Source organism: Legionella sp. 27cVA30 (assembly GCF_024160945.1).
Classification (GTDB): domain Bacteria; phylum Pseudomonadota; class Gammaproteobacteria; order Legionellales; family Legionellaceae; genus Legionella_A; species Legionella_A septentrionalis.
Genome location: NZ_JAMYXK010000001.1, coordinates 264,936 through 282,098, shown reverse-complemented (window position 1 = coordinate 282,098; position 17,163 = coordinate 264,936). Strand labels below are relative to the sequence as shown.

The window sequence follows — 17,163 nt, the reverse complement described above, 5'->3', positions numbered from 1 at the left end:
TGCAACATCGTCGGTTTTTAAGTAGTTGAGCCAGCAGTTTATTCTACGACGATTGGCGGAAATACATCGGCATAATTTAATGGTTTTCTAGCTAATTCAATAGCGGTTAGCAAAGCGGTTTTAACAAAGACTTTAGAAAGTTCGTCACGATTTGCTGCAGCAGTGGGAGCGCCCTGGTCGCAATCCAACCCAATGCGGCTATCTAAAGGAAGTTGGCCTAAGAATTTGCAATGGTGCTGTTCACAAAGTTTCTGCGCGCCGCCCGTGCCGAAAATATGTTCTTGATGATGGCAGCGGCTGCAAATGTGAAGCGCCATGTTTTCTATAATTCCTAACACATCAATGTTTGTTTTTTCAAACATTTTCATGGCTTTTTGGGCGTCAAGCGTCGCTACCGTTTGCGGAGTAGTTACAATCACTGCACCGCTTAAGGGAATTTTTTGCACCAAACTAAGCTGAATATCGCCTGTGCCTGGGGGTAAATCAATAAACAAATAATCAAGCTCATCCCATTGCGTGATATCAAGCATTTGCAGTAACGATTTGGCAAGCATTGGGCCCCGCCATATCAGTGCAGGTTCTCCTTCCGTTAGGTAGCCGATAGACATGGCTTGCACACCGTGCGCGATGACCGGGAGATAATGCTCGCCTTGCACTTGCACGGCTGGAGCTTTGCCCAACATCAGGGGGATACTTGGGCCATAAATATCTGCATCCAGAATGCCTACCCGTGCTCCTGCGCGCGCCAGAGCAATGGCTAAATTAACCGCTACCGTCGATTTGCCCACCCCTCCTTTGCCGGAAGCTATGGCGATTGTATTTTTAACCCCACGCAATCCTTTACCTGGCAATTGCGTACGGTGCGCCTTGATGAACTGATCAAGAGTGACTTGAATTTCGTAATCTGGCAGTGCTTGTTGTAATGCAGTCTGTACGGTTGCGAGCAGGGTATCTTGTAAAAAATGGGTAGGAAAACCGGCGCATAAATTCAGGGATAATTGGTTTTGTTCCAGAGTGATTAAAGGTTTAATGGGTAAATCTGACAGGCTTAACCCCAACAATGGATCAATCGTTTGGCTAAGAATGTTGGTAATTATCTTTTCGGGTTTCATGGCATTTTTGGTAAAAAAGAAGAAATCATACTCCCTGCGCTTCTATTTTACGAGCATATTTGCATATTCATTCACAGGATTATAGTCCCAGTCTACCCAAGATGAGTAAGCCAGATAATATAAACCGCAACGAACGGGTTCCTGATGTTTTTTATATAAAAATTCAGCATATTGATCGACTTGTTTGCGATGCTGTGTTTGTGCATCTGCTTCCATGCTGCCCGTCTTAAAATCAATAACCCAGCGTACGCCCTGCTCACAAAATGTCCTATCAATAATTTGCGTGATGATTTCGCCGTTTTGATAAGCTAGCAATTCATATTCGTTTTGTTCGTTTTCATGGGGCTTTATTAGCCATTGGCCAATGGGATCGTCAAACAATTTGTTTATTTGCTGCTTAATAATGTGCAAAGCATTTTCCAATGTTGCTCCCGTAAATCCCAGGCTCACTAACTGTGTTTCTGCCAATCCCCAAGGAATCTCGTCGTACTGCTGCGGATGATGCGTACAAATCCATTGCAATAATTCATGCGCGATTATACCCATGCTGCGAGCCTTCGTATAATCGGAAGTAAATAATTGAGTATTCGTTGAATTTACGTTAAGCACCGGCGCCTGCTCGTAATAAGCGACTGGAAGTTGAAGAAGTGTTGGGAAAACCGCGACTTCATCCATTGCTTTTTTTTCTAAGACTGCAGATGGATTAGTAAATTCTTGCTTGTGCAATAAATCACGAAACGTGCCGCGTATGGCTTTTTCAGAGCCATCAGTCAGATAAAGTCGTTTTTTAGCGCGGGTTACCGCTACATACAGTAAGCGCTGTTGTTCGTAAACATTTTTTTGCGCGTCAAGTTTCCCCAGATAATCATAAAGCACGCATTGCTCTTGATGTGCCGCTTTCATCGGGGATACCAATAATAAGTCTTGCTCGCGACTGGGAAGTTTAAGCCAGCGAAGCAGGGGCAGATCTCTATTTGCCGGTTTTGTGCCTAAGCCTGGCAAAATAACGCAATCAAACTCCAAGCCTTTCGATTTATGAATAGTCATTATGTGCAAACGGGAAGAACTGACGCGTTGGGAATACAGCTTATTAAGCTCTGCGATAAACTGCCGTTCATCAGCAAGCAAGCCCCGCTCCATGTGTTGCTCTAGTAAAACCCAATATTGCTCAAGATCAGCTTGCTCATCAGCGCTTAGGATATAATCCAGTTGCAAGGCTTTTAACGTATTGATAATCCAATCTGTCAGGGGCAATTGATGGCGTACAGCAAGTGCATTATGCAAGACATGGTAAATAAAGCGAGCGCGAAGGCGGCCGTCTTCACTTAATCCCGCAATTTCCTGAAGGCGGCTTAAGGCGAAATAAATGGATTTTCTTTTATCAAAATTGGCGATGCAGTGAATATCATGCAAAGCCAAGCCACACCAGGGACTGCGGAGCAATTCCAACCATACCAAACGATTGGCAGGTTTCAGTAAAACTTGTGTAATAGACCAAACATCGCTTAAATGGGGAAGATGTGTTAAGAGATCGATATCGACACCGCGAAAAGGGATGTGGTTTTTACGCAATAACGGAATGATTTCCCGAAGTTGGGTGCGTGAACGCACCAGAAGTGCTATTTCATCGTGAGGAAATGTTTCCATTTCATTTTTAATAATGTCCAAAACGGCAGCAGCCTCTGCGGCTGCGTCGGCAAATTCGCATGCGGTCAAAAAACTCCCGGGAGTTGCAGGTTGGGTGGGAGTCGATGCATGAAATGAGATTGCCCCAGATTCGATATCATCCACAGGCGGAAAAATTATTTTAAATTGCTCATTGACCCAATTAACCAGGGTAGAAGATGAGCGAAAATTACTTGTCAATTGCAAAGGAGTAAGGCGCACCGTACCAACCCCTTGTTGTTGCGCTCGCAGGAAAAGCCCGACCTCTGCAGAGCGGAACCGGTAAATGGATTGCATGGGATCGCCCACTACAAATAAAGTTTTTCCATCGTTGGGCTGCCACCCTTGCACCAGGCGCTCCAGCAGTTGAAATTGGGATATTGAGGTATCCTGGAATTCATCGATTAGTAAATGATGAATTTGATGATCAAGATAAAGAGCTAATTCCGTAGGATTATCTTCTTCACCTAATGCATGCAAAGCTTGTTGGGCGATCGCAGTAAAATCAACTGCATTTTGCTCCGTAAATACCAGATGCAGATGGGCTGCCAGTAAGGGCAGAAGGGTGAACAAAGCTTGCAAGACTTGCCATTGTTCCAATTCATATTGAGGGGGCGGTAAATTTTTTACGCGCAGTAAAGCATCCAGGAACTCCTGAGTTTCGTTTAATTTACTGAGTAAATTTTTGCTCGCTTCTTTTAAATGTTTATATTCTGCATCGGTGCAACTTCCTTTTTTTAGCCCCACATGGTGATCAAAGCTTTTTCGCAAGGTATTTTGCGAGGTAAGCAGCAGGGAGGCTAAAGCGGCGCACAAGGCACTGTCTAATTGGGTAAAATGCTCCCATGCGCGCAAAGGGAAAAAAGGAGATCCGACTTGGGCATCAAGGTAGACGAGTTGCTTTACCAGCATCAGCAACTCGTCCGCCAATTCTTTAGAAATACTTTGACAAAAGCGGGATACTTCATGTGCTTCTATCCAGGCTAAAGCTTGTTCAAAATGTTCGCGATTTTGTGCACGAGCTTTAAGTACCAATTCCATCCATTGATCGCGATTGGCCAGTAGTTCGGCAAGCAGTTCAAGCAAGGTATCCTGGCGGTTATCGACGTGATGCAGCAATTTTTTTAGGGCGGGCTGATACTGTGCATCGTGCAGGGTATGTTGCAGGCATGCTTTCGCGGCATTTAAATAAAGTTGTTGCGCGTGTTCAGTAATTTTGGCGTAAGGAACGTGCTTCTCGTGCAACGGGATAGCTTGAGCAAGCTTTTGACATAACGAATCAATGGTGAAGATGCGCAGGCTGCCTGGATTGTTTAATAATTGCCAATTGCATGCCTGATCTTGCTTTAGCGCGGCGGTTGCATAATTTTGAGTGAGTTGCTGATGCTCACTGCCGGGAGGTATCCCTTGGGCTGCCCGTTGCAAGGCCATTAAGATGCGCTCGCGCATTTCACTGGCAGCTTTACGGGTAAACGTGAGTGCAACAATCTGCTCTGGGGCACTCACCCGCGTCAGCAATCTTAAATAACGCTGCGTTAGAATTTCCGTTTTGCCTGAGCCCGCCGGGGCTTGCACAATATAGGATTCTTCCGGGTTCGTTGCCCGCAGCCGTTGTCCGCTGTCATTTAACATAAGCTTTGCTTGCTGTAAAAATGATTTCTTGTGCAGGCGGTCTTAAGTTATAAGAAGAACCCATGCAATACCCGTAAGCTCCGGCATTGGCAATCAACATGACATCTTGTTCAAAGGTGTGCGGCAGGAGGCGATCATATCCCAGGGTATCCCCTGTTTCACAAATGGGGCCAACAACGTGTGCAAACATTGCTTTTTCTTCACTAAGCCGGGTTAAATTAACGATTTCATGATACGCTCCGTACAGCGCCGGGCGCAGCAGAGAATTCATGCCGGTTTCAATTCCAATGAAACGCACCTTGCCTTTTTCCTTGCATTGCGTAACTTTAGCTAAAAGTACTCCGCTTTCAGAAACAAAGAAACGTCCGGGCTCGAGCCAGAATGCGATTTCTGGATGGCGTGATTTTACAGCAAGCAAGGAGGCATCAAGCGAGCCGAGATCCAGGGCGCGTTGGCCTGGTTTTTCTGCTACGCCCAACCCGCCTCCCAGGTTAATGATGCGTACATGCGGGAATTGGCCAAGCAAGCTGGTCAAGGTTAAAGCAGTTTGCTGCCAAAGATCGGGAAGCAAAATCCCACTTCCTGAATGGGCGTGAAGTCCTATCACGTTAATATCATACTGCTCCGTAAATTCCGTAACGCGCTTAAGTTCTGCAAGCGGTATGCCGAATTTTGATTCGTTGCCACCTGTGCAAACATAACGGTGGTGGCCGGTGCCGCACCCGGTATCAATGCGTAGCAGGATTGATTTTCCGCGAAATAATTCAGGCCATTGTGCCAAAGGATGGATGTTGTCTATCGTGACGTAGCAGTTAAGGGCAAGAGCGTGTTCATATTCCAACTTGCTGGAAAAATTCGGGGTAAACAGTACCTGATCTGTAGAAATGTCTGGGAATAATTTAAATACGTGCTGTAATTCGGGTAAGGAAACACATTCAAAACCAATGTCTTTTGTATAAAGAGTATGCAAAATATCTGGGTGCGGATTGGCTTTAATGGCATAGAAAAGCTTGTCAATGGCTTGCAAGCTCTGCAAGTCTTTCGCCTTCTCAGCAATTATGCGGCAATTGTATACGTAACAAGGGGACTGAGTTTCAGCTAACTGCAGCAAAGCTTGTTGTTCTTCTTCCCACCAGGGGATCATGCGATTTTCTTTACTTCCAAATTCTTCTTGCCAACTTTTGGAGTAGTAAAAACTTTGCGGATTATTTTCAATGAGCAAGGCATGAAGTTTCTGACACAATTTATCGGCTTGCACCTCATCCACAACAAAGGTCAAATTCAAATCGTTCGATGCAAGCGACATTAAATAAATTTGCTGAGAATCAAATACCTCCAGGGCCGGTCCTAATTGCGGTAACACTGTACGAATATGATGCCCGACCAAACTCACAGCGCTGCAGGGCTCAATAATTTTGGCCCGTCCAAATTGGTTTAAAGCGGCAAGCAGTGCTTCTAAAGCCATGCGGTTGCGCAATTTGGCGCTGGCATCCAAGGAGACAGTGACGTTAAATTCGGAGGAAGATAGCAAATCCACTGAAAAACCGTGCATTTTAAATGTTGTAAACACATCCGCCAGAAAACCGACTTGCTGCCACATATGAAGTGTGTCAATCGATATCAAAATAATATTATGTTTAACCTGAATGGATTTGATAGGTGGTGCTGTGTCATCGCTTTCTCTGGAAATCCGCGTTCCAGAATGCTCAGGCATGTGTGTGTATTTTACAACCATTGGAATCGCGGCTTTGCGCACAGGCGGCAAACAATTTGGATGCAGAACTTTCGCCCCCATACTGGCAATTTCCTGGGCTTCGTCGTAATTCAATTGTTTCAATAGACGGGCATTGGGAAGTTGGTGAGGGTTTGCCGTATAAATGCCGGGTACATCCGTCCAAATTTCGCAAGCTTTGGCTTGCAGGATGGCGGCAAGCAATGCGGCAGATGTATCTGAGCCGCCGCGGCCTAACAGTACTGTTTCTCCCTGCTGATTTGCGGCAATAAATCCCTGGGTAATAATAGCAGCAGCTCCTGTTTGTAAAAGTTGGCTGGCCAATTTTGGATTGGCATCGCTGCTGCAACGTGCAGCCAGGTAATTAACCGCATCACCGCCTGCAACTGGTATGGGATTCAATGCTTCGCGGACATCAAACCAGTGACAATTTATCCCTTTTTTCCGCAAAAAAGCATGACCCAGGCGAGTCATCATTAATTCGCCCAGGCTCAAGATTTGTGCGCGTGTTTTCGGGGATGCTTCTTTTAGCAAAGCGATGCCTGTTAACCACTGCTGCAATTGTTGCAATTCAGGGTGGATGAGATCGGCGTTTACTTCCAGGGCACTTGCCAATTCCAGATAACCTGTACAAATTTGTGCTTCGATGCCTTGATGTTCATGCAGCAAGGCCGCGTCTATTGCTTTTTCTAATTTATTTGAAGCGTCGGCAAGGGCAGAACAAACGATAATGGGTTGCTCACCATTTTGTATATGTTTTTGTGTAATTGCCGTGATGTACTCCCAGTTTTCTCGGGAAGAAACGCTGGTGCCGCCAAATTTGCTGATGATTTGTTGCATAAAGAGTCTCGGGCAAAAAAAGAGCACATTACCATGGAGCGAAGGGGACAGACAAGATTTACCAGAAATACATGGCATTAATCGCAGTGTCCAATTGGTTTGCATGTTTGCTGTTCATTCACGCTGTATTTTTTGACGATAGAGTAATTATTTTATGAGCATGTTATTGCAAGTTTGTACCCTAATAGCATTGAAATTTAATTAATTATTTAAAAAAAACCTGCATTCCTTTATCATCGATTTATTTTGCAATGGTCGGAATGAGGAGTAGGGAGTGAAAAACATGCAAAGTCCCCGGAGGACGGTTATTAGTGCTGCCATCAGTACTTTGTTAGCCAGTAATGTGTATGCAGGTGGCTTTTCTCTGTACACGGAAGGAAGTGCTGCTGCCGTCGGAAATTATGCGGCCGGTGTGGCTGCGGAAGCTGCCGATGCTTCTATTGGTTGGTATAACCCGGCAGGGTTGGTATTACTGGGCAAACAACAAGCAGTATTCAGCGGCGTCGGAGTTTTTCCAAGCTCAAAGCTTACCGGTACTACAACGTTTGCGACTGAGGGATTACCTTCTTATGTGCAGAATTTCAGCGATCTGCAAGCTGCAAAAAATGGGTTCGTTCCTTCTGTGCACTATGCTTTGCCGCTGGGTGAAAATTCAGCATTTGGTTTGAGCATTGTTTCTCCATTTGGTTTGTCGACCGAATACTCAACAGTTTCTCCCGTCCGTTATTCCGCTACCTTTACTGAACTTTTGACGATAAATGTATCACCTGAAATAGCCGGAAGATTAACGGATAATTTCGCGATTGGCGGTGCGCTTGATTTGCAGTGGTCGCAAGTCAAATTCAACCGTATGCTGGGTGCACCTACCTTACTGCAAGCCGGTGGCTTGGATCCAACTTTGTTTGATTCTTTAAGTTATAACAAGGGTCATTCATTTGGTTTAGGTTTTCATGCCGGTGTGATGGGTATGTTTAATGATAATCACACGCGCATTGGTTTGAATTATCAATCTAAAATCAAACACACCTTCCACGGTTACAGCAAATTAACCGGGCCGCTGGCTGATCCAGCCACGTTTAACCAATTGGGTGTTTTCCGCAGCGATTCACTTTTTAGTAATGATATTGAGTTTCCGGATATTGTGACCTTGAGCGCTTATCAGGATATTACTGACAAGCTGGCTTTGTTAGGATCGGTGGTGTATACCGGCTGGGATGTTTTTAACATTATTCAATTGAATAATGTGGCCGCTTTTTCCCCGCTAGCCGGCAGTGTGGTGGTTAATTCAACCAGCGTGCAGGATTATCGCAATGCTTGGCGTTTCTCAGTTGGGGCAAACTATCACTTTAATGAGAAATGGATGTTGCGAGTCGGCGGTGGTTATGATCAGACACCAACCATTGATGGTCAACGCGATATTCGTTTGCCTGATGGCAATCGTTGGGCATTGGCAATCGGCGCACATTACCAGATGTGGCCAGCAGTTGGAATTGACGCAGGTTATGCTTATTTATTTGGGCAAGATGATATCCCGATTAATAAGACGGATGCTCTGGGAAGCTCATCCTATACCGTTAATGCCCGGGCGAATGCTCACGCTCAATTAGTGGGCTTGCAAGCGGTTTGGACTATCGATAAAGAAACTAAATAATTCAAGTTGCAGTGTCCCGGATAACGACATGGTATCCGGGATATGACTCTTGACTATCGCTGTGTTAAGCAACAGTAGCACTTTAAGGCTGTAGTCAATCTTTTGTTAAGGTAACTTCGCCAATATTATTTACGGTTAGGGTGTAGCCGTTTCCTTTCACCACCTTGGGTGAAATTTCTCCTGTGCTCAAATCCATGGTAACCCAGCCCAGATCCACGGGATGCGGCGTATTGGTTTCCATTTTAACCAATGCTGAACATTTACCGCCGGCGTCATGTCCAAAGCATGCCATTTTTACTTCGACCCAAGAAACTACGCCATCGCTCTTTGCGCGGGTAGGATGGGTGGAAGGCACAACGCCTGCAACATAAGCATTTGATTCCACCGACGTGGTGTTATGGGTAATCAGTTTTTGCGGGGCTGCCAAAGCGGCGGTTGCGGTCACGCTCAAGGCGGCTGCTGTAAAAATTTTTAAAAAGCGGTGCATATGATGCTCTCCATAAGAATAAAATTGCGCAAATAATCCCCATTAATATAAAGGTATATGAAGCAGGCAGCAATCCTTAGCTATGAAAACTGCAAATTCGGCATAGAGGCGCAAGAATTAATCGGCTATAATCAGATGATTTGTAGCTCATATTGGCAAATTAATAATTTATGGTATATGTCCTGTGCCAAGCTGTAATAATTGCGAGCAAGACCTGTGAAACGACAAGATTTTCATTTTGACCTACCCTCTGAATTAATCGCTCAGTACCCCTTAGAGAAGCGCAGCGATTCGCGCCTTCTGTATTACCGCCGTGATGCCAAGCATTGCGGGCACCATCAATTTAAGCAAATTGCTGATTTTCTTGAAGCAGGCGATCTTTTAGTGATGAATAACAGTAAAGTTATTCCTGCCCGATTGTATGGGCATAAAAAGAGTGGTGGTAAAGTTGAATTATTAGTCGAGCGAATTCTTGGCACTGATTCTTTTTGGGCTCACATCAAGGCAAGTAAAGCTCCTAAACCGTCCAGTTTAATCATGTTGCAAAACAATTGGCAAATAGAAATTACTGAGCGTAACGATGATTTGTTTTGCTGCAAGGTAAATGGGGATGTAGACGCCATGTTGCATGAAATTGGCCATATTCCTCTCCCTCCCTATATTGCGAGAACCGATGAAGCTCTGGATCTAAATCGTTATCAAACCGTCTATGCAGAACATAAAGGGTCAGTGGCTGCTCCTACTGCCGGGTTGCACTTTGATGAAGAAGTGCTGGCTCGCTTGAAAGCGAAAGGAATTCAATTTGCTTATTCAACGCTGCACGTAGGCGCTGGTACATTTAGGCCTGTGCGCGTTGACAATGTGCTTGAACATAAAATGCATCGGGAATTTTTCACGGTCAGTGAAACACTCTGTGCCGCAGTACGGGCGACGCGTGCGGCAGGGAAACGGGTGGTTGCCGTGGGAACAACCGCCTTACGCAGTCTTGAAAGCGCCGTACAAGGAGGCGAGCTTAAGCCGTGCAGCGGTGATACCGACATTTTTATATACCCTGGCTATCAATTTCAGGTATGCGATGGGCTGATTACCAATTTTCATTTGCCGGAATCCACTTTGTTGATGCTGGTTTCTGCTTTTATAGGTCATGCGCAAACCATGGAACTGTATCGCGTCGCAGTCGAGAGCCGCTATCGTTTCTTTAGTTATGGCGACGCATGCTTGCTGTTATAATGCAGATTTTTTCTTGAGTATTCTGATTGCAGGTTCCCATGATTCCTATTTTAACTACAGCAGCCGGGAATTCTTTAACCGCTGCGAATTGGCAGGAAATCGGTATTAAAACGGTTTCGTATTCACTCGCTTCTCTTTTATATAAGCCTGGTTATCGCTTATTAAGAGAATTATCTGCCTTAGGTGAATACACCGGCTGGCAAGGTGAATTTGTGCTTAATGCCATTCTGCCACCCGCTAAAGAGGGTTTGTTCAATTTACGCTCTCCTTACGATGGCAGCCATGTGAGGATTTCTGTGCAGGAGTTGTTCGATTTAATCAATCATCTGCGGCCGAAATTTGTTTTGTTGCCTGCAGGCATGAAGGCAACAGGCATAGATATCTTAAAAATTTTGCATGGGCACATAGTTCCTTTATTTCCTATTACTGATTTACCACAAAACGATGACAGGGAATTCGGAGTTTATGCGGTACAGGAAGATGTGAATAAACCATTCCCTGATTTTAGTGCCCATAAGAATAAATTACGTTACATCGCCGGTGAATTAGATTTCGCATCCATTGCAAGCCTAAAACATGCTGTTGACTTGATTGAGTCGGATCATCCTGCCGCTGATGCATTTGCAGGGCGCGTTTATGATTCTTCAGGGCCTTTTTTATTAACAGACAGCCGCTACGCGCTGGATTTTGCGCCAATCAGTAAAGATTGCTGTTGCCCAACTTGCAAAAGTAAGTACACGCGCGCTTATTTGCATCATCTCTTCGCCCATACCCCACTTTTATGCCAACGATTTTTGCTACAGCATAATGTGTTTTTTATAAATCAGCATTTGGATGGCTGATTTTCTGATGGATCCAAATGGTGCCTTAAGTGAATTTCCCGCGACTTCATTTACGGCAACGCAAAATACCGATATTATGTCACGCAAATTTATACCATTAACTTGCTCTGGCTCTGTTTAGGGTTGGCACAAGGCGCATTATGTAATTTAGGAGAAAAAAATGAGTTTTTTTATTCGTGATGCAATGGCTGCGGCGGCGACACCACCAGCACAAGATGGCACATTTTCATTAATCATGATTGTGGCTATTTTTGTACTTTTTTATTTTATGCTCATTCGTCCGCAAAACAAGAGAGCCAAGGAACACCGCGAGTTAATTAACAAACTGAAAAAAGGCGATGAAATCATTACCTCCGGCGGCATGCTTGCAAAAGTTACGGAAATAGGCGAGCAATACATTAAAGTTAGTGTGGCCGAAGGAATTGAAATCAGTTTGCAACGTCATGCTGTAAGCACAGTTTTGCCTAAAGGTACTTTAAAATCACTTTAAGCCATAGAGACCATGCAAATGCAAAATAAATACCCTCTTTGGAAAAATCTACTACTTATTGCAGTTACCGTAGTTGGATTAATCTACGCAATTCCAAATTTGTACACGGAAGAGCCTGTTGTGCAAGTTTCTTCGCAAGCGCCTGTGGAACCGCAAGAACTGGAGCAGGAAGTCAAGAACATATTGGATAAGGCGAATATTCCGTATGAATCAATGAGAACCAACAGGGAAACTTTGGAAATTCACTTTGCTTCTACGGACACCCAATTGCTTGCCCGCGATGCCATTCGCAATGGCCTTGATAAACAGTACACGGTGGCTTTGAATTTGGCTACTTCTACGCCTGAGTGGTTGCTTGCTATTGGAGCGGAGCCCATGAAGCAAGGTTTGGATTTGCGCGGTGGAGTGCATTTTCTTTTAGAAGTGGATGTGGATAGCGTAATTAATCGCCGCTATGAAGGCTTGATGAAAAATATCAGCCAAGATTTACGCGATGCAAATATGCGCTATGCGGGTATGCGCTATGTCGTGGATAAAGGCATCGATATCCGCTTTCGTTCCGCACAACTGATGGAAGATGCTTTAGCTGAACTCAAGCAAAAATCACCCGGGTTGGTTTTTACAAAATCCAAGGTGACTAATAGTTTAAATGCTGCTTTGTCCCCCAGCGAATTAAATACCATTCGTCAAAATACCATTGAACAAACCATGGGGATTTTACGCAATCGGGTAAATGAATTGGGCGTTGGTGAAGCGGTAGTCCAGCAACAGGGTGCAACCCGCATTGCTGTGGATTTACCTGGTATTCAGGATGCTGCACGCGCCAAGCAAATCCTTGGCGGAACGGCAACCTTGCAATTCCATTTGGTGGATCACGAGAATGATGCGCAAATTGCCAAGCAAACGGGTGCGATTCCCATCAATAGTAAATTATATATGATGGAAGGTCAGCCGCTGTTGCTTAAACGGCAAGTGGTTTTAAGCGGCGATTCGATCACCAGTGCTGTATCCAGCTTTGACCAGCAAACAGCTTCCCCTGCGGTGCAAGTGCAGCTTGGCGGCGGTGGGGAATCCTTTTTTACCAAGGTCACCCGGGAAAACATTGGCAAACGCATGGCGATCGTTTTCGTTGAAACGAAAACCACCATGGAGAATGTTGATGGGACCAGCAAGCGGGTTACTAAACGCGAAGAACGGGTGATTAGCGCGCCAGTCATTCAAAATGCGTTGGGGAATAATTTCCAGATTACCGGTTTGGCAGACAGCAAAGAAGCAAGTAATCTGGCGCTATTGCTGCGTGCTGGCGCCTTACCAGCGGCAATTTATCCAATTGAAGAGCGTACAGTAGGGCCAACGCTTGGCAAGGAAAATATTCGCCGCGGCATGATTTCTCTGGAAGTAGGAATGGGATTGGTTTTAATCCTCATGCTGTTTTATTACCAATTTTTCGGCTTGGTCGCAGACATTGCGCTGTTGTTGAATCTGGTTTTGCTGGGGGCATTATTGTCTATTATTGGTACCACACTCACTTTGCCAGGCATTGCGGGCATCGTATTGACCGTGGGCATGGCGATTGATGCCAACGTATTAATCTATGAGCGTATTCGTGAAGAGCTGCGTAACGGCATGTCGCCGCAAGCCGCTATTCATGCTGGCTATGATCGGGCATTTGCCACCATCATTGATGCAAACCTGACCACGCTAATCGTCGGCATTGTGCTTTTTTCCATTGGGACGGGGCCTGTTCGCGGATTTGCAATTATTTTGTCGTTAGGCTTGCTGACATCGATGATCACTGGGATTACCTTTACGCGGGCACTGGTAAATTGGTATTACGGTGGCCGCAATGTTAAAAAGTTATCCATTGGTATATAGACAGCGGCTGCTGCAGAACCATAAAAGAGGTAGGCATGGAATTTTTTAATCCAAATTCAAAAGTGGATTTCATGGGGGCGAGAAGATGGACTGCCTTGTTCTCCATATTAATCTTTGTAGTTTCGCTCGTAGCTTTGGCAATAAATGGCTTGAAATGGGGACTTGATTTCACTGGCGGTACCCAGATTGAGGTTTCCTATCCTCAAGCCGCGGATTTGCAAGCCATTCGCGATAATTTATATAAAGTAGGCTTCAAGGAAGCACAAGTGGTGAGTTATGGTACGTCCAAGGACGTATTGATCAGCATTGCCCCACGTGCTGATTTGGACCAAACTTTACTGGTTGAGCGAGTAATGCAGCAGTTGCCGGGTGCAGTCAAGCAGCGAGTCGACTTCGTCGGGCCGCAGGTTGGGCAAGAATTGGCAACAAAAGGCGTTTTGGCCATTGTAGTATCGTTGCTGGCAACGATGATTTATATTGCCATGCGCTTTGAATATCGTTTGGCGTTCAGCTCCGCTGTAGCGCTGATTCATGATCCGATATTGATTTTAGGGATATTCGCCATGTTTGGCATTGAGTTTGATTTGAAAGCTTTGGCAGGATTGCTGGCGGTCATTGGGTATTCCCTGAACGATACGATTGTGGTATTTGACCGCGTGCGCGAGAATTTTATTAAAATCAGACGCTTATCCCCCATCGAAATTATGAATATTTCCATAAATCAAACTTTGTCCCGCACCATCATGACTTCCGTTTTGACCTTGTTGGTGGTAGTGGCTTTGTTTGTTTATGGCGGTGAAACTATCCGTGGTTTCTCCCTGGCTTTAATTATCGGTATTATGATTGGTACTTATTCATCGATTTATGTGGCAGGCGCATTAGCCGTGGTCATGGGATTGGATAGAAAAGATTTTATGCCTTCCCAGCGTAAGGAAATTGACGATAGACCTTAAAGAACAAATAAAGGGGCTTACAGCCCCTTTTTAATTTTCGATTAATTTATCTATTTTAGCGGCGCAAATAAAATCGTTGTGGGTTAAGCCGTTTAACGCGTGGGTAGTAAAATGCACGTGACAATAGTTATACCCCACTTTTAAGTCCGGATGATGATTTTCTATATTGGCTACCCAGGCAATCGCATTCACGAATGCCATCGTTTCATAGAAATTATGGAAGGAAAATGACTTGTGAATTTCTTTATGGTCTTGGGAAATTTGCCAACCCTCTGCCAATTGTGGCATTAAATTTTGAATTTGCTCCGCAGTTAAGGATGAACCAATACCTTCACATGCTTCGCAATGTTTACTGCTAAGATCGCTTTTCATAGTTTAAATTCCTTACTTTCTGCCATACAAAGCGCAAGTGTAGCAAGAAACCGTTCATTTTGCTCGGCTGTGCCAATAGTTACCCGCAAGTAATGATTCAGCCCGTAAGGGTGCAAAGGACGGACAATAATTCCATGGCGCTGCAGAGCTTGGTAAATCGCTGCAGCATCCGTTGTGCAATTTATGGTAATGAAATTTCCGGCAGGCGGCAGATAACTTAAATTCAAATGCTTTAAACCTTGAATCATTTGTTCAAGTCCTAAAGTATTATTTAATACGCTTTCTTTAATAAACACATCATCATCTAAAGCCGCCGCAGCCGCAACCAGCGCGGTTTGACTGACGGTAAAAGGCGGCATGGCTTTAAGCAATATACTGATAATATCTGGGTGCGCTATTGCATAACCGATGCGAAGGCCGGCCAAACCGTAGGCTTTAGAGAACGTGCGGGTAATGATGAGGTTCGAATGAGCAGACAACAAATGCAGTGAATCGTGGTTATGCGTCTGGCTTACGTATTCGTAATAAGCTTCATCGAGAACCAGGATTGTCGATTCAGGAATATTTTCCAGTAAAAATTTAATGTCTTTGCTGCTTACCATGGAGCCTGTCGGGTTGTTTGGGTTGGCAAGAAAAATAAGCGCTGTGTCCTCGGTACAATTTTTAATAAACGCCTTGATATCAACTTCCCAATTTTCTTTTAATTCAACTTGATGCACCGGTATGCCTTGGGTTTTTGCATGAATTGCATAGGAAATAAACGCATATTGATGTAATAACAGATGCTTATCCCTATGTAGGGCGAAGCAAGTTAACATGAGGGGAAATAACAAATCGGTACCATTTCCCAAAATAATCATTTCAGCATCAAGCCCTAATTTTTGTGCGATCTTTTTTCTTAAAGGATGTGTGGCTGGTGCGGGATAAGTAGCTAATTGGTGTCCGGACAGTTCAGCTAAGGCTTTGATTACATTTGGGCTGCAGCCGAGAGGATTTTCATTGCTCGCCAATTTTATAATGTTGTGCAAATGTTGTTCTCTTGCCAATTCTTCTGCTGATTTGCCAGGGATATAGGGGGATAAGGTTTGAATTCCTTCATGGGGAAGCAAATGATAATCGCAAGGCATACAAGCTCCTTTTTATTATGGAATTTTTATCTTAGCCAAGCTTCATTAAAAAATAAAATATTCAATCACTTGCAAACTAATTTATTCGAGCGTACGCTTTTTAAGCCAACCTCAGGATAAAAATATGAACGGATTTTCTTTAACCGAAGTGTTAATTTCACTGTTTTTGCTTACTACAGTTGCTTTGGCTTTATTAAAACAGCAATGGCAGATCCAGCAATTGTTTAATCAGCTTCATTGGCGCGCCCAGGCATTAATTGAACTTGATAATCTTTCTGAGCAGTTGTTGGCTTATCAACAACCCACACCATTGCCAGGCAAGCCATTTCAATTCACAAAAAAAATGCTGTCTGACACGCAGCGATTATATCTCCAATGGCAAGATCCCATCGAGGCGAAGGCGTTTTCGTTACAACGTGACCTAAGCTTGCAATGAAAAAAAGTTCCGGTTTTAGTTTGACTGAAATTTTGCTGGGATTATTGCTATCCAGTTTTATTCTAGCTGCGCTTTTAACTTATTATCTGGGAAGCAAACAACAATTCATACGATTGCAAGCCGAGCTGGAAGATGCATTTGAAATGCTATTAATAACCGATTTGATCCAGGGGAGTGTGCGTAAGGCAGGTTTTACGCCTTGTCTTCGAGTAGATTATCTCACGACTGCCCATCCAGGTTTACGCCCCTTACAGCTTGTCGATCCACATACTTTGCAAGTAAACCGCATGAGCGAGTATTTTGGTGTGGTGGAGGAAATTTTAACCCCTACGGAAATCAAGGTGCGTTCTCTAAATATAAAACCGCAACAATTTGTATTAATTGCAGACTGTTATCATGGCGAAGTGAAGCAAGTGCAATCTTTAAGAACACAAGGTAAACATCAAACAATCGTGCTTAAAGAACCATTGATGTTTACTTACCATTCGCCCGTATATGTTGGAGAATGGCTGCAAGAAAAATTTTTTATACAAAATAAACCGCAAAAAACTTCCTTGTTGTATCGATTAAAACATACCGACGAATTGACGACAGCGGTAAAAAAAATTCATTTTTCCGTGCAGGAAAATTTTGAGCAAATCTTATTGCAAACCGACCTGGAGCTTAACAATGGGAAGCGGATCATCCTGCAAACCACGGTGCGCACATAATGAGGGAAT

General features: G+C 44.3%; 14 protein-coding genes. 8 read left to right on the top strand and 6 right to left on the bottom strand.

Features of this window, described 5'->3' with window-relative positions:
- Positions 1–38: 38 nt before the first annotated feature.
- Genes apbC through NKV53_RS01235 form a run of 3 tightly spaced genes read right to left on the bottom strand, consistent with a single transcriptional unit; the run spans position 39 to position 6,981 of the window.
- Complete coding sequence (apbC, locus tag NKV53_RS01245; protein WP_127032794.1) at positions 39–1,112, bottom strand: iron-sulfur cluster carrier protein ApbC; 1,074 nt, start codon at positions 1,110–1,112, stop codon at positions 39–41.
- A gap of 42 nt (positions 1,113–1,154) precedes the next feature.
- The gene (locus NKV53_RS01240) at positions 1,155–4,409 is read right to left on the bottom strand and encodes an exodeoxyribonuclease V subunit beta (protein ID WP_127032796.1); all 3,255 of its coding nucleotides are present in this window, start codon (positions 4,407–4,409) and stop codon (positions 1,155–1,157) included.
- Positions 4,399–6,981 (bottom strand): bifunctional aspartate kinase/diaminopimelate decarboxylase, encoded by a 2,583-nt coding sequence (locus tag NKV53_RS01235; RefSeq protein ID WP_127057291.1) that lies wholly within the window; start codon positions 6,979–6,981, stop codon positions 4,399–4,401. Before NKV53_RS01235 ends, NKV53_RS01240 begins: the two co-directional genes overlap by 11 nt.
- Before the next feature lie 274 nt (positions 6,982–7,255).
- On the opposite strand from NKV53_RS01235, the gene NKV53_RS01230 reads away from it, so the two are divergent.
- Positions 7,256–8,632: an OmpP1/FadL family transporter gene (locus tag NKV53_RS01230; protein ID WP_371923149.1), complete on the top strand. Its 1,377-nt coding sequence runs from the start codon at positions 7,256–7,258 to the stop codon at positions 8,630–8,632.
- 94 nt (positions 8,633–8,726) lie between these two features.
- Here NKV53_RS01230 and NKV53_RS01225 read toward each other — a convergent pair whose 3' ends face one another.
- On the bottom strand, positions 8,727–9,119 hold the full coding sequence (locus NKV53_RS01225; RefSeq protein WP_127057292.1) for a hypothetical protein: 393 nt from the start codon (positions 9,117–9,119) through the stop codon (positions 8,727–8,729).
- A gap of 216 nt (positions 9,120–9,335) precedes the next feature.
- Between NKV53_RS01225 and queA the strand changes: the two genes are divergently transcribed.
- The 5 genes from queA to secF all read left to right on the top strand — a co-directional run bounded on the left by queA (position 9,336) and on the right by secF (position 14,509).
- Complete coding sequence (queA, locus tag NKV53_RS01220) at positions 9,336–10,349, top strand: tRNA preQ1(34) S-adenosylmethionine ribosyltransferase-isomerase QueA (protein WP_127057293.1); 1,014 nt, start codon at positions 9,336–9,338, stop codon at positions 10,347–10,349.
- 38 nt (positions 10,350–10,387) lie between these two features.
- Entirely contained in the window at positions 10,388–11,191 is an 804-nt protein-coding gene (locus NKV53_RS01215; protein ID WP_127057294.1) for a queuine tRNA-ribosyltransferase, read from the top strand.
- Positions 11,192–11,351: 160 nt separating this feature from the next.
- Positions 11,352–11,681 carry a preprotein translocase subunit YajC gene (gene yajC / locus NKV53_RS01210; protein WP_126953642.1) on the top strand — a complete coding sequence of 110 codons (330 nt, stop codon included), beginning with the start codon at positions 11,352–11,354 and terminating at the stop codon, positions 11,679–11,681.
- Between the two features lie 18 nt (positions 11,682–11,699).
- Positions 11,700–13,556: a protein translocase subunit SecD gene (gene secD / locus NKV53_RS01205; protein WP_126953643.1), complete on the top strand. Its 1,857-nt coding sequence runs from the start codon at positions 11,700–11,702 to the stop codon at positions 13,554–13,556.
- 35 nt (positions 13,557–13,591) lie between these two features.
- Positions 13,592–14,509 (top strand): protein translocase subunit SecF, encoded by a 918-nt coding sequence (secF, locus tag NKV53_RS01200; RefSeq protein ID WP_127032806.1) that lies wholly within the window; start codon positions 13,592–13,594, stop codon positions 14,507–14,509.
- A gap of 30 nt (positions 14,510–14,539) precedes the next feature.
- On the opposite strand, the gene NKV53_RS01195 is transcribed toward secF, so the two are convergent.
- On the bottom strand, positions 14,540–14,881 hold the full coding sequence (locus NKV53_RS01195; protein WP_127032808.1) for a 4a-hydroxytetrahydrobiopterin dehydratase: 342 nt from the start codon (positions 14,879–14,881) through the stop codon (positions 14,540–14,542).
- A complete protein-coding gene (hisC, locus tag NKV53_RS01190) occupies positions 14,878–16,008 on the bottom strand; it encodes a histidinol-phosphate transaminase (RefSeq protein ID WP_126953646.1) in 1,131 nt (376 codons plus the stop codon). Before hisC ends, NKV53_RS01195 begins: the two co-directional genes overlap by 4 nt.
- A 124-nt stretch (positions 16,009–16,132) precedes the next feature.
- Here hisC and NKV53_RS01185 point away from each other — a divergent pair, with 124 nt between their 5' ends.
- Positions 16,133–16,444: a prepilin-type cleavage/methylation domain-containing protein gene (locus tag NKV53_RS01185; RefSeq protein ID WP_126953647.1), complete on the top strand. Its 312-nt coding sequence runs from the start codon at positions 16,133–16,135 to the stop codon at positions 16,442–16,444.
- Positions 16,441–17,154 (top strand): hypothetical protein, encoded by a 714-nt coding sequence (locus NKV53_RS01180; RefSeq protein ID WP_127057295.1) that lies wholly within the window; start codon positions 16,441–16,443, stop codon positions 17,152–17,154. The genes NKV53_RS01185 and NKV53_RS01180 overlap by 4 nt, the downstream gene beginning before the upstream one ends.
- The last annotated feature ends 9 nt before the right edge of the window (positions 17,155–17,163 follow it).

Bases quoted from the DNA above. Each gene is read 5' to 3' on its own strand.
- secD (WP_126953643.1), top strand. From the start codon at position 11,700: ATGCAAAATAAATACCCTCTTTGGAAAAATCTACTACTTATTGCAGTT.
- yajC (WP_126953642.1), top strand. From the start codon at position 11,352: ATGAGTTTTTTTATTCGTGATGCAATGGCTGCGGCGGCGACACCACCA.
- NKV53_RS01215 (WP_127057294.1), top strand. From the start codon at position 10,388: ATGATTCCTATTTTAACTACAGCAGCCGGGAATTCTTTAACCGCTGCG.
- secF (WP_127032806.1), top strand. From the start codon at position 13,592: ATGGAATTTTTTAATCCAAATTCAAAAGTGGATTTCATGGGGGCGAGA.
- apbC (WP_127032794.1), bottom strand. From the start codon at position 1,112: ATGAAACCCGAAAAGATAATTACCAACATTCTTAGCCAAACGATTGAT.
- NKV53_RS01240 (WP_127032796.1), bottom strand. From the start codon at position 4,409: ATGTTAAATGACAGCGGACAACGGCTGCGGGCAACGAACCCGGAAGAA.
- NKV53_RS01235 (WP_127057291.1), bottom strand. From the start codon at position 6,981: ATGCAACAAATCATCAGCAAATTTGGCGGCACCAGCGTTTCTTCCCGA.
- NKV53_RS01225 (WP_127057292.1), bottom strand. From the start codon at position 9,119: ATGCACCGCTTTTTAAAAATTTTTACAGCAGCCGCCTTGAGCGTGACC.
- NKV53_RS01180 (WP_127057295.1), top strand. From the start codon at position 16,441: ATGAAAAAAAGTTCCGGTTTTAGTTTGACTGAAATTTTGCTGGGATTA.
- NKV53_RS01185 (WP_126953647.1), top strand. From the start codon at position 16,133: ATGAACGGATTTTCTTTAACCGAAGTGTTAATTTCACTGTTTTTGCTT.
- hisC (WP_126953646.1), bottom strand. From the start codon at position 16,008: ATGCCTTGCGATTATCATTTGCTTCCCCATGAAGGAATTCAAACCTTA.
- NKV53_RS01195 (WP_127032808.1), bottom strand. From the start codon at position 14,881: ATGAAAAGCGATCTTAGCAGTAAACATTGCGAAGCATGTGAAGGTATT.